Annotated in this window: 12 protein-coding genes; 10 read left to right on the top strand and 2 right to left on the bottom strand. The window is 67.8% G+C overall.

The window, feature by feature from the left end; all coding sequences use genetic code 11:
- Window positions 1-106 precede the first annotated feature (106 nt).
- From K0O62_RS20805 to K0O62_RS20790, 4 genes are all read left to right on the top strand, one after another.
- Complete coding sequence (locus K0O62_RS20805; RefSeq protein ID WP_073853097.1) at window positions 107-994, top strand: ArgK/MeaB family GTPase; 888 nt, start codon at window positions 107-109, stop codon at window positions 992-994.
- A gap of 76 nt (window positions 995-1,070) precedes the next feature.
- A complete protein-coding gene (locus tag K0O62_RS20800) occupies window positions 1,071-1,484 on the top strand; it encodes a Zn-ribbon domain-containing OB-fold protein (RefSeq protein ID WP_073853099.1) in 414 nt (137 codons plus the stop codon).
- Window positions 1,485-1,498: 14 nt separating this feature from the next.
- On the top strand, window positions 1,499-2,644 hold the full coding sequence (locus tag K0O62_RS20795) for a thiolase family protein (RefSeq protein ID WP_073853101.1): 1,146 nt from the start codon (window positions 1,499-1,501) through the stop codon (window positions 2,642-2,644).
- A gap of 69 nt (window positions 2,645-2,713) precedes the next feature.
- Window positions 2,714-3,613, top strand: a complete 900-nt coding sequence (locus tag K0O62_RS20790) for an enoyl-CoA hydratase (protein WP_073853103.1) — start codon at window positions 2,714-2,716, stop codon at window positions 3,611-3,613.
- Window positions 3,614-3,661: 48 nt separating this feature from the next.
- Here the strand turns inward: K0O62_RS20790 and K0O62_RS20785 are convergent, their stop codons facing one another.
- Window positions 3,662-5,308, bottom strand: a complete 1,647-nt coding sequence (locus K0O62_RS20785) for an FAD-dependent oxidoreductase (RefSeq protein WP_073853105.1) — start codon at window positions 5,306-5,308, stop codon at window positions 3,662-3,664.
- Between the two features lie 17 nt (window positions 5,309-5,325).
- A complete protein-coding gene (locus tag K0O62_RS20780; protein ID WP_079244218.1) occupies window positions 5,326-6,060 on the bottom strand; it encodes an IclR family transcriptional regulator in 735 nt (244 codons plus the stop codon).
- 110 nt (window positions 6,061-6,170) lie between these two features.
- On the opposite strand from K0O62_RS20780, the gene K0O62_RS20775 reads away from it, so the two are divergent.
- The 6 genes from K0O62_RS20775 to K0O62_RS20750 are packed head-to-tail and all read left to right on the top strand — an operon-like array spanning window position 6,171 to window position 13,508.
- Window positions 6,171-7,046, top strand: a complete 876-nt coding sequence (locus K0O62_RS20775; protein ID WP_073853107.1) for an alpha/beta fold hydrolase — start codon at window positions 6,171-6,173, stop codon at window positions 7,044-7,046.
- Window positions 7,043-8,725 (top strand): bifunctional 3-(3-hydroxy-phenyl)propionate/3-hydroxycinnamic acid hydroxylase, encoded by a 1,683-nt coding sequence (locus K0O62_RS20770; protein ID WP_073853109.1) that lies wholly within the window; start codon window positions 7,043-7,045, stop codon window positions 8,723-8,725. Before K0O62_RS20775 ends, K0O62_RS20770 begins: the two co-directional genes overlap by 4 nt.
- Window positions 8,673-9,602, top strand: a complete 930-nt coding sequence (locus K0O62_RS20765; protein WP_073853111.1) for a 3-carboxyethylcatechol 2,3-dioxygenase — start codon at window positions 8,673-8,675, stop codon at window positions 9,600-9,602. The genes K0O62_RS20770 and K0O62_RS20765 overlap by 53 nt, the downstream gene beginning before the upstream one ends.
- A complete protein-coding gene (locus tag K0O62_RS20760) occupies window positions 9,599-11,356 on the top strand; it encodes an FAD-binding protein (RefSeq protein WP_073853113.1) in 1,758 nt (585 codons plus the stop codon). The genes K0O62_RS20765 and K0O62_RS20760 overlap by 4 nt, the downstream gene beginning before the upstream one ends.
- Complete coding sequence (locus K0O62_RS20755; RefSeq protein ID WP_073853115.1) at window positions 11,353-12,663, top strand: LLM class flavin-dependent oxidoreductase; 1,311 nt, start codon at window positions 11,353-11,355, stop codon at window positions 12,661-12,663. The genes K0O62_RS20760 and K0O62_RS20755 overlap by 4 nt, the downstream gene beginning before the upstream one ends.
- Window positions 12,664-12,698: 35 nt before the next feature.
- On the top strand, window positions 12,699-13,508 hold the full coding sequence (locus K0O62_RS20750) for a coniferyl-alcohol dehydrogenase (protein ID WP_073853117.1): 810 nt from the start codon (window positions 12,699-12,701) through the stop codon (window positions 13,506-13,508).

The following is a 13,508-nucleotide window of genomic DNA, read 5'->3' as shown; positions in this document are numbered from 1 at the left end:
GAGAATAACATTCTCATACCCGTCTGAAAGGGGCAGATTCGATGCCTGAGGCCGTACTCGTCGCCCCGGTGCGTGAATCGCCCAGGCGGGCCTAGGGTCTGAACCGATGGACATCGATGAACTCCTGCGGGCCGCGCGCGGTGGCTCGGTTCGGGCCGCCGGCAGGCTGTTGAGCCTGGTCGAGAGTGACCGCCGCGACGAGGTCCTTGCCGTCCTCGCCGCACAGCCGCCGGTGACCGTGCGCACCGTCGGTATCACCGGACCGCCGGGCGCCGGGAAGTCGACCACCGTCGCGGTGTTGGTGTCGGCATACCGCGCGGCGGGCCTGCGGGTCGCGGTGCTGGCCGTGGACCCGTCCTCGCCGTACAGCGGGGGAGCCCTGCTGGGGGACCGGATCCGGATGGCTGCGCACATCAACGACCCCGACGTGCTGATCCGGTCGGTGGCCACCCGCGGGCATCTGGGCGGGCTGGCCGCTGCGGTGCCGGCCGCGATCCGGCTGCTGGCCGCTCTGCGGTATGACGTCGTCGTGCTCGAGACGGTAGGGGTGGGCCAGTCCGAGATCGAGATCGCCGCGGTGGCGGATCCGACGGTGGCCATCCTGAATCCCGGTGCCGGCGACGCGATCCAGGCCGCCAAGGCCGGTCTGCTGGAGATCGCCGACATCCTCGTGGTCAACAAGGCCGACCGCGAGGGTGCGGACCAGACCGCCCGGGATCTGCACATCGAGACCGGGTTGCCGATCCTCAAACTGATCGCCGCCCAGGGTGCCGGCATCGACGATCTGGTCGCGGCGATCGACGCCCATCACCGGGCCGACTCCGCCGAACGCCGGGCCGTCCGGGCGCGGTTGCAGATCCTGTCGCTGGCGCAGAGTGCGCTGCAGTCCCATCCGGGGCTGGCCGACCTGGCCGCCGCGGTGGTCGACGGCGAGGTCGACGTGTACTCGGCGACCGCCCGATTGCTGGACGGGGCCCAGGTCAAACCTCAATGAGAATATGGTTTCCAGTTACCAGAAATGTTATTGTTCGAATTCGTTAATGAATTCTTCCTGGTAGCCGAGGAGCCTGATGCAGAAGGCGCTAGCCCCCGAGATCTCGACCTGGCCCGATGAGGATCCACAGCTCATCGGCAGCCAGTGCGGTGCCTGTTCCGCGACGACGTTCCCGCGTCAGCAGCACTGCCCCAAGTGCAGCAAGTCCGAGATGTCGGACCTGCTGCTGCCCAGGCGCGGCACCGTCATCGCCTGGACCACGCAGGGATTCCCGCCCGGGGCGCCGTACGCCGGACCCACCGGCAAGGACTTCGTGCCGTTCGGCGTCGGGTTGGTGCAACTGGGTGACCTGATCCGCGTCGAGGGCCGGCTCACCGAGAACGATCCCGCCAAGCTGAAGTTCGGCATGGAGGTCGAGCTGACCATGGAGCCGTTCGCCACGGACGCCGACGGCAACGAGCTCGTCACCTTCTGGTTCAAGCCGGTCTAGAGAGGCTGTTACACATGACGAATGACGTAGCCATCATCGGCGTCGGTATCCACCCGTTCGGCCGCTTCGACAAGACCGCGATGGAGATGGGCGCCGAGGCGATCCAGGGCGCGCTCCAGGACGCCGGCGTGGAGTGGAAGGACATCCAGTTCGGCTTCGGCGGCAGCTACGAGGTGTCCAACCCCGACGCCGTGACGCGCCTGGTCGGGCTGACCGGCATCACCTTCACCAACGTGTTCAACGCGTGCGCCACCTCGGCCAGCGCCATCCAGCAGACCGCGGACACCATCCGGCTGGGCAAGTACGACATCGGGATCGCCGTCGGCCTGGACAAGCATCCGCGTGGCGCGTTCACCGACGATCCGGCCAAACTCGCGCTGCCGCAGTGGTACGCCAACAACGGTCAGTTCGTCACCACCAAGTTCTTCGGCATCAAGGCCAACCACTACATCCACAAGCACGGAATCTCCGAGGAGACGCTGGCGCGAGTGGCCAACAAGAACTTCCGCAACGGTGAACTCAACCCGAATGCGTTCCGACGCAAGGAGATCTCCGTCGAGGAGATCATGGCGTCCCCGGTGCTGAACTACCCGTTGCGTCAGTACATGTTCTGCGCGCCCGACGAGGGGGCCGCGGCGGTCATCATGTGCCGCGCGGATATCGCGCACAAGTACACCGACAAGCCGGTCTACGTGCGCGCCAGCGAGATTCGCACCCGTACCTTCGGTGCCTACGAGGTGCACGCCACCTCCGCGCCGCTGGACGAGGATCCCTCGCCGACGGTGTTCGCCGCCAAGGCCGCCTATGAGGCCGCCGGCATCGGCCCCGAGGACGTCGACATCGCGCAGCTGCAGGACACCGACGCCGGTGCCGAGGTCATCCACATGGCCGAGACCGGGCTGTGCGCCGACGGCGATCAGGAGAAGATGCTGATCGACGGTGCCACCGAGATCAACGGCCGGATCCCGGTCAACACCGACGGCGGTCTGATCGCCAACGGCGAGCCGATCGGCGCATCCGGTCTGCGCCAGATGCACGAGCTGGTCCGGCAGTTGCGCGGCGAAGCAGGCGAGCGCCAGGTCCCCGGTAATCCGCGCGTCGGGCTGGCTCAGGTCTACGGCGCGCCCGGCACCGCGTCGGCCACCATCCTCTCGCTCTGACGTAATCGATGGGCCGTCGTCCGCGGGGCCCATCGGTAATGCCATTCTCATAGGAATAGAGTCCGATTCATGGCTGACGACTACCGCTTCGTGACGTACGAAACCCTCGATGAGGGCACCATCGCCCGGATCATGCTCAACCGGCCGGAGGCCCGGAATGCGCAGAACCGCGGCATGCTCGTCGAGTTGCACGATGCGTTCCTGCGGGCCGAGGCCGACGACACCGTGCGGGTGGTGATCCTCGGCGGCAACGGCCCGATGTTCTCCGCCGGCCACGATGTGGGCTCGAAGGTGCAGCGCTCGGAGTACATGCCCGGGCCGGATCAGCATCCGAGCTTCACGGTCAACGGCGGGACCCGCAAGGGCGCGGAGAGCCTGATGCTGCAGGAATGGCATCACTACTTCGAGAACACCCGGCGCTGGCGCAACCTGCGCAAGATCACGGTCGCCTCGGTGCACGGTGACGTCTACGCCGCCGCACTCATGCTGATGTGGTCCTGCGACCTGATCGTCGCGGCCGACAACACCCGGTTCACCGACGTCGTCGGCACCCGCCTGGGCATGTGTGGTGTCGAATACTTCGCGCACCCATGGGAATTCGGGGCCCGCAAGACCAAGGAACTGATGCTCACCGGCGACACGCTGTCGGTCGAGGAGGCACATCAGCTGGGCATGGTGTCGAAGATCTTCCCGAGCGACGAGTTGGCCGACAAGACACTGGAGTTCGCCCGTCGCATCGCCCAGGTCCCGACCATGGCCGCGTTGCTGATCAAGGAGTCGGTGAACCAGACCCAGGACAACCAGGGTTTCTACAACTCCCTGAACGCCTGCTTCACTCTGCACGAGCTGAACCACAGTCACTGGGCGCAGGTGCACGAGAACGGATTCCCGGTCGGTCTGGCCGAGGACGGGCTGATCGACTGGCGCACCGCCGAGCCGCCGAAGCCCGCCCTCAAAGACCAGCCCTAGCCCATCTCTGCGATTTCGGCGCGCTGACGTTCGCAGCCGCCGAAATCGCTAGGGGATGGGGGCGGATTCGCCGGTGGCGGCGGTGTACCCGCTGCGGTAACCGAAGGTCATGGCCGGCCCCAGCGTGCCGCCGGCTCCGCCGTAGGCCTTTCCGGTCACCCCGGCCATCGCGTTGCCCGCGGCGAACAACCCGGGGATGACCTTTCCGTTGACGTGCAGCACCCGGCCGTCGCGATCGGTGCGCGGGCCGCCCTTGGTGCCCATCGCGCCGACGGCCACCGGGACCGCGTAGAACGGTGCGGTGTCCAGCGGGCCGAGGGTCTGCAACGCCGGGGTCGGTGCCGACGTGTCGCCCCAGTAGCCGTCGTATGCGCTTGCGCCCCGGCCGAAGTCGGGATCGACCTCGTCGGCCACATTGGCGTTCCAGGTGTCGACCGTGCGGCGCAGCCCGTCGGCGGCGACGCCGATCTTGGCGCTCAGTTCGTCCAGGCTCGCCGATTCGTTGAACCAGTCCGGTGCCGGTGCGTCCGGTTCCACGCCGAGGAAGCCGTAGCGCCTGAGGTGGCCGGAGTCGAACACGATCCAGGCCGGGTCGTTGAGGTACCCGGCCCGTGGATCGAGGTGGTGGAACGGCCCGGCCATCGAGTTGTATTCACCGGCCTCGTTGAGGAACCGTCGACCGGCGCGGTTGACGATGATGCTGCGTGGCCGGGTGCGCTCCAGTCGCACGCTGCGACTGCGGGGGTGCCCGCCCAGAGTGTCGCCGGGGATCTGCACGATCGGCACCCACCAGGCTTCGCCCATGTTCGCCAGGTCGGCGCCGTGCGCCATCGCCATCCGCAGGCCGTCGCCGGTGTTGTTCGGTGGGGACACCGCACCGCGCATCGGCCCGCGCAGATAGGCGTCGACGAGCCGGGCGTCCCATTCGAAGCCACCCGTGCCCAGGACGACCCCGCGTCGGGCCCGGACCCGGATGTCCTTGCCGTGCTGCTGGATCCGCACACCGGTGATGCCCTCGGCCGAGCCGAACAGTTCCACCGCGCGGGCCTCGGTCGCCGGGGTGACGCCGCGGTCCAGCAGTCCCTTGAGCAGTCCGGCGATGAGCGCGGCCCCGGCCACGCAGTAGTCACCGTCGAGGTCGTCGGCGGCGGCGTGGATGCGGGCGCGGGTCTCGGCATCGATTCCGACGTTGCTGAAGTCCACCGGGAAGGCGGTGACGCGGTCGGCCCATTCGCCGAGCTTGGCCAGGTCGAACGGGGCGGCCGCCAGCGACCGTCCACCCCCGGGTCGTCCGCCGGGCAGCTCGGGCTTGTAATCGGGGAAACCCTCGGCGATCTCGAACCGCAGATCGCTGTGCTGTTCCAGGTAGTCCAGCATCGCCGGGCCGGTACGCACGAACGTCTCGACGAGTTCGCGGTCCATGGCCCCCAGGGACTGCGCCTCCAGGTAGGCCAGCGCATCCTCGACCGACAGTTCGGTGCCGGCCAGCCGGTTGTGCGAGGGAATCCAGGTGATGCCGCCCGAGACCGCGGTGGTGCCGCCGACGGTGGGGGCCTTCTCGAAGATCGCGACCCGGGCGCCGTTGGTCACGGCGGTCAGCGCGGCGGACAGTCCGGCGCCGCCGCTGCCGAGAACGACGACGTCGTACTCCTGGTCCCAGGAGACTTCTGAATCGGGAGTTTCTGAATCGGACACTGCCACAGTCCTTCCGGTCAGCTGAGGATGTCGGAGAGTTGTCTGGCCGCACGCACCACCGCGTCGCGTCCGTTGAGGACGACGTCTTCGCGGTGGGAGATCAGGTTGATGCAGGTCGGCGGGGACGGTGGGCGGCGGCGGACCGGCACGGCCAGACCGTAGGTGTCCGGTTCGATCTCACCGTGGGTGATAACCCAGCCCTGCTCACGGGCTTGGCGCACGAGGTCGCGTTCGCCGGGTCGCGGCGGCATGCTGGCCAGCAGTGCCGCGCCCGCCGCCCCGCGTTCCAGAGGATGGCGGCTGCCCTCGTGGAAGGACAGTTGGTAGAAGACCAGCGTCGGCACGATGACGGCGATGGCGACCTGTTGATCGCCCTCGGCGACCAGTAGCGACACCGTGGTGCCCAGGTCGTCGGCCAACAGCCGCAATGTCGGGACGGCCAGTTGGCGCACGTTGTTGTCGAAGGAGGCGCCGAGGACGGCCAGCGCCGCGGCCGGCCGGTATTTGCCGTCGGAGCCCTTGGTGACGAAGCGGGCTTGAGCCAGGGTGCTGAGCAGCCGGTAGGCGATGGTCCGGTGCACGCCGACGAAGTCCGCGACTTCGGCGGCGGTGACGCCCGAGGGGGCGCTGGCCACCGCCTGCAGTGCGGAAAGGCCCCGGGCGAGCGTCTGCGAGCCGGCCGCGGGACGGGTGGTGGTCGCGGTCTCCGATTCCGGCCCTGAGCTTGGGCCCAGTCCCTTGACAGACGTCATCGCGAGAGTGATGCTCTATAGATAGTGCACATTGATGTTCGATATTAGCACACTGCATTGCGCGAGAGCGAGAATGGCATTTCCGCCGAGGCGGAAGCGGGAGGAGTGGGATGGCGGCGGCGCCGGTTCATGAAAGCGTGTGGAGCGATCTGCAGGGCGTGCCCTTCTCTCAGGGCTACCTCGACGCGGGCGGGGTGCGGACCCGGTACCTGCACGCCGGCGACACCAGCAAGCCGGCCCTGGTTCTCCTGCATGGATCCGGCGGTCACGCCGAGGCGTACGTGCGCAATCTGGAAGCCCACGCCGAGCACTTCTCCACCTGGTCGATCGACATGCTCGGGCACGGATACACCGACAAGCCGGGCCATCCGCTGGAGGTGTCGCACTACGTCGATCACCTGCTGGCGGTGTTCGACACCATCGGCGCACAGACGGTGTACCTGTCCGGGGAATCGCTGGGCGGGTGGGTCGCCTCGCGCGCGGCGGCCGATCACCCGGACCGCATCGAGCGGTTGGTGCTCAACACCGCCGGCGGCTCGCAGGCCGACCCCGAGGTGATGAAGCGCATCATCACGCTGTCCATGGCGGCCGCGGAGAATCCGGACTGGGACACCGTGGCGGCCCGGATCAAATGGCTGATGGCCGACAAGTCCAAGGGTTACGACGACATCGTCGCCAGTCGCCAGAAGGTGTACCGGCAACCGGGTTTCGTCGCCGCGATGAGCGACATCATGGCGTTGCAGGACCCACAGATCCGGGCCCGCAACCTGATCACGCCCGCTGACTACGGTGCCATCACCGCGCCCACGCTGGTGTTGTGGACGAGCGACGATCCGACCGCCGACGTCAGCGAGGGCAGACGTATCTCGCAGATGATTCCGGGCGCGCGTTTCGAGGTGATGGCCGGCTGCGGACACTGGCCGCAGTACGAGGATCCCAAGACGTTCAACCGTCTGCACATCGACTTCCTGCTGGGCCGCTCATGAGTGACGTGGACGTCGTGATCGTCGGGGCCGGTCCGGTCGGACTCACCCTGGCCAATATCCTTGGCCTGCAGGGGGTGCGGACCCTGATCGTGGAGGACCGCGACACCCTGATCGATTATCCGCGCGGAGTGGGGCTCGACGACGAGTCGCTGCGGACCTTCCAGTCCATCGGGCTGGTCGAGGCGATCCTGCCGCACACCGTGCCGAACCAGATCCTGCGGTTCTTCGACGGCAAACGACGGCTGCTCGCCGAAATGGCGCCCCCGGACGCCCGATTCGGCTGGCCGAAGCGCAATGGATTCGTCCAGCCGCTCGTGGACGCCGAGTTGCTGCGCGGACTCGACCGGTTCGACCATGTCGACGTGCGGTGGAGCACCCGGATGGAGAACTGCGTCCAGGACGCCGACGGCGTCACCGTGGATGTGGTGACCGCCGGCGAGCTGTCGAGCGTGCGCGCCCAGTACGCGGTCGGCTGCGACGGCGGCCGCAGCGCCACCCGGCACCTGATGGGGGTGTCCTTCGAGGGCACCACCTCGGCAACGCGCTGGCTGGTCGTCGACCTCGCCTCGGATCCGCTCGGCCATCCCAACAGCGAGGTGGGCGCCGATCCGCGCCGGCCGTACGCGTCCATCTCGATCGCGCACGGAATCCGGCGCTTCGAGTTCATGATCCACGCCGACGAGACCGACGAGCAGGTGGAGCGGCCGGAGTTCATCGCGCGCATGCTCGCCCCGTTCGTGCCGCATCCGGACAAGGTGGACATCATCCGGCACCGGGTCTACACCCACCATTCCCGGATCGCCGGCGCTTTCCGCAAGGGTCGCATGCTGCTCGGCGGCGATGCCGCACACCTGATGCCGGTCTGGCAGGGGCAGGGCTACAACAGCGGTATCCGGGACGCGGCCAACCTGGGCTGGAAGCTCGCCGCGGTGGTCAAGGGCGAGGCCGGCGACGGCCTGTTGGACAGTTACGACGCCGAGCGCCGCAAGCACGCGCGGGCCATGATCGACCTGTCCACCCTGGTCGGGCGGGTCATCTCGCCCACCAATCCGCGGATCGCCACCCTGCGCGACAAGGTGATCCGGGGTGCTTCGGTGGTTCCGACGCTCAAGCGCTACGTGCTGGAGATGCGGTTCAAACCCATGCCGCGTTACGACACCGGCGCCGTCGTGCACGACGGTGAGCCGACGACGACATCGCCGACGGGCACCCTGTTCATGCAACCGAACGTGGATACCCGGGCCACCCAGAACATCCTGCTCGACGAGGTGCTGGGCGCCGGTTTCGCGGTGCTGGCCTGGAACAACAATCCGCGGGCCCTGCTCGGCGACGAGACCGCCGCCCGGTGGAAGGCGCTGGGTGCCAAGCTGATCGAAGCCCGGCCCAACACACAGCTGCACTGGACCGGACACGACGACCCGGACGTCACCGTGGTGGGCGACCGGACCGGCGCGCTGAAGAAGTTCTTCGATGCGCACGCCGAATCGGTGCTGTTCCTGCGACCGGACCGGTGCATCGCGGCGTCCTGTATCGCCCAACTGTCCGATGAGACCAGCGCCAAACTGTTCGACGCCCTCTACCTGACCGAGGGAGGTGAAACCCATGTCCCCAGTCGCCCTCTGCTGCATGTCGCACAGCCCCCTGCTGAATCTGCCCGGACCGTCGGCGGAGCTTCTTGACGACATCAATGCCCAACTGGCGCAGACCCGGACATTCGTGCGGGAGTTCGACCCCGAGCTGGTGGTGGTGTTCTCCCCGGACCACTACAACGGGTTCTTCTACCGGCTGATGCCACCGTTCTGCATCGGCACCGCCGCCACCGGTGTCGGTGACTACGGCACCCTGTCGGGCCCGCTCGACGTGGACGCGCAGATCGCGACCGACATCGCCACCGCGGCCTGGGACGCCGGGGTGGACGTATCGCTGTCGGCGGCCATGGACGTCGACCACGGCACCGTCCAACCGCTGGAGATCCTGTTCGGCGACGGAGCATCCGGGCTGGACGCACCCCCTATCGTGCCGGTGTTCATCAACTCCGTGGCGACACCGCTGGGCCCGCTGAAACGGACCCGGGCGCTCGGCACCGCGATCGGGCACCATCTGGGAGCCCTGGGCAAGCGGGTCCTGTTGCTCGGTTCGGGTGGGCTGTCGCACGACCCGCCGGTCCCGACGCTGGCGACCGCGCCCCCGGCCGCCCTGGAACGCATCGTCGGCGGTAAGCCGATGACCCCGCAGGCCCGGGCGGCCCGTCAACAGGCGGTGATCGCCGCCGCGCAGGACTTCGCGCACGGAAAGAGTCCGCTGCAGCCGCTGAACCCGGACTGGGATCACGCATTCCTGGATCTGCTCGACAGCGGCCGGGTGACCGAGGTGGACGGCTGGACCAACGAGTGGATCGCCGGTGAGGCCGGCAACTCCGCGCACGAAATACGGACCTGGGTGGCCGCTTTCGCGGCACTGTCGGCCCAGGGCAGCTATCGGACCGAGCAGCGGTACTACCGCGCTGCTCCAGATTTGATCGCGGGCTTCGCGATCCGGACGGCGGTGCTCACATGACTGAAGCGGGCGGGCAGTACGACCACACCGTCGACGTTCTGGTCGTCGGGTCCGGTGGCGGCGGCATGACCGCGGCACTGAAGGCCAAGGCGGCCGGGCTGTCCACCCTGATCGTGGAGAAGTCGGCCAAGTTCGGTGGTTCGACGGCCCTGTCCGGAGGCGGGATCTGGGTTCCCGGAGCGCCTTCGCAGCGCCGGGCCGGCTACACCCCGGACCCCGACGGGGTGTTCGAGTACCTCAAGACCATCACCGGTGGGCTGGTCAGCGATGCCCGGCTGCGCACCTACGTCGAGGCCGCGCCGGAGATGATGGATTTTCTGGAGCGTTCCAGCGACTGGTTCGAGTTCGTCTGGAAACCGGGCTATGCGGACTACTACCCGGAACTGCCCGGCGGGTCCGAGCGTGGCAGCACCATCAACGTGCCCGAGATCGACCTGCGCAAGCTCGGCGAGGAGGAGCAGAATCTGCTCGCCCCGCTGGCGCTGGCTCCGAAGGGAATCTGGTTCGCTCCCAAGGATCTTCGACTGTTCTATCAGGTCCGGCAGAACTGGCGCGGCAAAGCGGTGCTGGTCAAGCTGATCTGGCGGATGTTCCGGGCCCGGGTGTTCGGAGACCGGATGGCGGCGATCGGCCAGTCGCTGATGGCCCGGATGCGGCTGGCACTCTCCGAGCACGACATCCCGCTGTGGCTGTCGGCGCCGATGACCGAGTTGATCACCGATGTCGACGGGACCGTGGTCGGCGCCGTGGTGGAACGGGACGGCAAGCCGATCCGCATTGCCGCGCGCGGCGGCGTGGTGCTGGCGACCGGCGGGTTCGACCACGATATGCAATGGCGGCGCCAGTACCTCCCGCTGCTGGACAAGGACTGGAGCTTCGGTAATCCGGCCGCCACCGGGGACGGGATCCGCGCCGGTGAAAAGGTCGGTGCCGCCACCGATCTGCTGGACGAGGCCTGGTGGTTCCCGGCGATGTGCTGGCCCGACGGCCGGCTGCAGTTCATGCTGAACGAACGGATGATGCCCTCGCAGTTCGTGGTCAACGGTGCGGGTAAGCGCTTCATCAACGAGGCGGCGCCCTACATGGACTTCGCGCACGCCATGATCGAGGGCCAACAGGACTGGCTGGGCGAGCGAAGCGACGGGAAAACTGCCGCCGAGCACATACCGTGCTGGCTGGTCACCGACATCGGCTCGTTCCACCGCTATGTCGTCGGCGGGCACCTGCCGATCCCGAAGGTGCCGTTCGCGCCGGTGCCCACCGGCCGCAAGATCCCGCAGGCCTGGCTGGACTCCGGGATCGTGAAGACCGCAGGCAGCTTCGAGGAACTGGCCGCCGAGATCGGCGTGCCGGCGGCCGAACTGCGCAGCACCGCCGAGCGGTTCAACCAGTTGGCCCGCCAGGGTCACGACGACGACTTCAACCGTGGCGACAGCGCGTACGACAACTACTACGGCGACCCCACCCTGCCCAACCCGAACCTGGCCCCACTGGGTAAGCCGCCGTACCTGGCGTTCCAGATCATCCTCGGGGACCTGGGCACCTCCGGCGGGTTGCTGACCGACGAACACGCCAGGGTCCTGCGCGCGGACGGCAGCGTCATCACCGGTCTCTACGCCACCGGTAACACCTCGGCCGCGGTGATGGGACGCAGCTACGCGGGCGCCGGCGCCACCATCGGACCTGCAATGACATTCGGTTACGTTGCGGCACAACACATATCTGAGAACTCCAATAGAGAGGTAACCGCATGAAGATCTCGCTGTTCTACGAATTCCCGTTGCCGCGCCCGTGGTCCGAGGACGATGAGCACCAGCTGTTCCAGCACGGTCTGGACGAGGTGGAGGCGGCGGACAAGGCGGGGTTCTCGACGGTCTGGCTCACCGAGCACCACTTCCTGGAGGAGTACTGCCATTCCACCGCGCCGGAGATGTTCCTCGCCGCGGCGAGCCAGCGCACCAAGGACATCCGCCTCGGCTTCGGCGTCATGCATCTGCCGCCGCCGATCAACCACCCGGCGCGCATCGCCGAGCGGGTGGCCACCCTGGACCACCTGTCCAACGGGCGGGTGGAGTTCGGCACCGGTGAGGGTTCCTCGGTCGCCGAGCTGGGCGGCTTCGACATCGACCCGGCCGACAAGCGCACCATGTGGGAGGAAGCCCTCGAGGTGTCCATCCGCTGTATGACCGAGGCGCCGTTCACCGGGTTCAAGGGTGAGCACGTCGAGATGCCGGCCCGGAACGTCATCCCCAAGCCGCTGCAGTCGCCGCACCCGCCGGTGTGGGTGGCCTGCACCCGCCCGTCGTCGGTGCAGATGGCCGCTCAAAAGGCCATCGGCGCACTGAGTTTCGCCTATACCGGGCCGGAAGCGCTCAAGGACCGGGTGGACGGCTACTACAAGGAGTTCGAGGAGGCCGGCGCCCCGGTCACCCCGGCCATCAACCCGAACATCCTGGCCATCGGCGGGGACCTGTCGATGATGGTGGCCAAGACCGACGAGGAAGCTCTCAAGCGGCTCGGCACCGGCGGCGGCTTCTTCTCGTTCGGCATCATGCACTACTACCTGACCGGTATGCACACTCCCGGGCGCACCGGGGTGTGGGACCTTTACCAGGAGGCGGTCAAGGAGGATCCGACCCTGGCCTACGGTCCGGGACGCGGCGCCATCGGCTCCCCGGAGACCGTGCGCGAGTTCCTGCGCGGCTACGAAGCCAGCGGCGTCGACGAGATCATCCTGTTGCTGAACCCGCGCAGCCACGAGGGCACCATGGAATCCATCGAGATCATGGGCAAGGAGATCCTGCCCGAGTTCATCGAGCGGGATGCAAAGGCGGTGGCGGCCAAGGCCACCCGGCTGGCCCCGGTGATCGAGAAGGTCGAGGCCCGGCGGCAACCGTCGGAGGCTCCGCTGTTCGACGAGACGTACTCCTTCGGCGGTCTGCCCACCGGCCGCGGCGGCAAGTTCACCGCGGGGGAGATCCCCGAGGCCATGGCCGAGATCAACGAGGGCCGCGTCAAGGCCGCCCAGTTGGAGAAGGAACAGCGCGAGGCCGGCGGCTGAGCGACGCTTGCGGAGCGAACGATAGACACAGTGCGATGAACGAACGACTCTGGCGGTATGACGGCCGCCGGGCGGTGGTGACGGGGTGCGCTTCCGGGATCGGCGCGCACCTCGCCACCCAGCTGGCCGACCTCGGCGCCCACGTCACCGGGCTCGATCTGCGCCGGCCCGAACGGTCTCCGGCGGAGTTCGTCGAGGTGGACTTCGCCGACCCCGCGTCGATCGATCGCGCCGTCGGGGCCATCGAGGGCCCGGTCGACGCGTTGTTCAACGTGGCCGGGGTGTCCTCCGGGATCGGCAACCCCCTGCTGGTGGTGACGATCAACTTCCTCGGCATGCGGCACTTCACCGAGGCTCTGCTGGACCGGATGAAACCCGGTTCGGCGATCGCCAACGTGTCGTCGTTGGCCGCGTCCAACTACCTGGCCAATGCCGCGGTGACCGCGGGGCTGCTGGCGACCGGCTCGATGGCCGAGGGCATCTCGTGGTGTGAGGATAACCCGGCCGCGCTGGCCGACGGCGGATACCGGCTGTCCAAGGAGGCCGTCATCCTCTACGGCATGACGCGGGCGCTGGACCTCGGCGAGCGCGGCATCCGCATCAACTGCACCGGGCCGGGCGTCACCGAGACGCCCATCCTCGACCAGTTGAAGTCGGCCTACGGCCAGGACTATCTCGAGGCGTTCCCGACGCTGTTGGGCCACGTGTGCGGCCCCGACGAACAGGCGTCGGTGCTGGCATTCCTGAACAGTCCTGCTGCCAGTTACATATCCGGACAAGTGATCTGGGTGGATGGCGGTAGTGTCGCCAACAAGATCGCCGAGGGACTGGAGGTTCCCCGATAG

The sequence above is a fragment of the Mycolicibacterium diernhoferi genome, assembly GCF_019456655.1.
GTDB lineage: Bacteria > Actinomycetota > Actinomycetes > Mycobacteriales > Mycobacteriaceae > Mycobacterium > Mycobacterium diernhoferi.
Note: the sequence above shows the minus strand (reverse complement) of the source record. Positions and strands in the feature narration are given on the sequence as shown.

Bases quoted from the DNA above. Each gene is read 5' to 3' on its own strand.
- K0O62_RS20805 (WP_073853097.1), top strand. From the start codon at position 107: ATGGACATCGATGAACTCCTGCGGGCCGCGCGCGGTGGCTCGGTTCGG.
- K0O62_RS20800 (WP_073853099.1), top strand. From the start codon at position 1,071: ATGCAGAAGGCGCTAGCCCCCGAGATCTCGACCTGGCCCGATGAGGAT.
- K0O62_RS20795 (WP_073853101.1), top strand. From the start codon at position 1,499: ATGACGAATGACGTAGCCATCATCGGCGTCGGTATCCACCCGTTCGGC.
- K0O62_RS20790 (WP_073853103.1), top strand. From the start codon at position 2,714: ATGGCTGACGACTACCGCTTCGTGACGTACGAAACCCTCGATGAGGGC.
- K0O62_RS20780 (WP_079244218.1), bottom strand. From the start codon at position 6,060: ATGACGTCTGTCAAGGGACTGGGCCCAAGCTCAGGGCCGGAATCGGAG.
- K0O62_RS20775 (WP_073853107.1), top strand. From the start codon at position 6,171: ATGGCGGCGGCGCCGGTTCATGAAAGCGTGTGGAGCGATCTGCAGGGC.
- K0O62_RS20770 (WP_073853109.1), top strand. From the start codon at position 7,043: ATGAGTGACGTGGACGTCGTGATCGTCGGGGCCGGTCCGGTCGGACTC.
- K0O62_RS20765 (WP_073853111.1), top strand. From the start codon at position 8,673: ATGTCGCACAGCCCCCTGCTGAATCTGCCCGGACCGTCGGCGGAGCTT.
- K0O62_RS20760 (WP_073853113.1), top strand. From the start codon at position 9,599: ATGACTGAAGCGGGCGGGCAGTACGACCACACCGTCGACGTTCTGGTC.
- K0O62_RS20755 (WP_073853115.1), top strand. From the start codon at position 11,353: ATGAAGATCTCGCTGTTCTACGAATTCCCGTTGCCGCGCCCGTGGTCC.
- K0O62_RS20750 (WP_073853117.1), top strand. From the start codon at position 12,699: ATGAACGAACGACTCTGGCGGTATGACGGCCGCCGGGCGGTGGTGACG.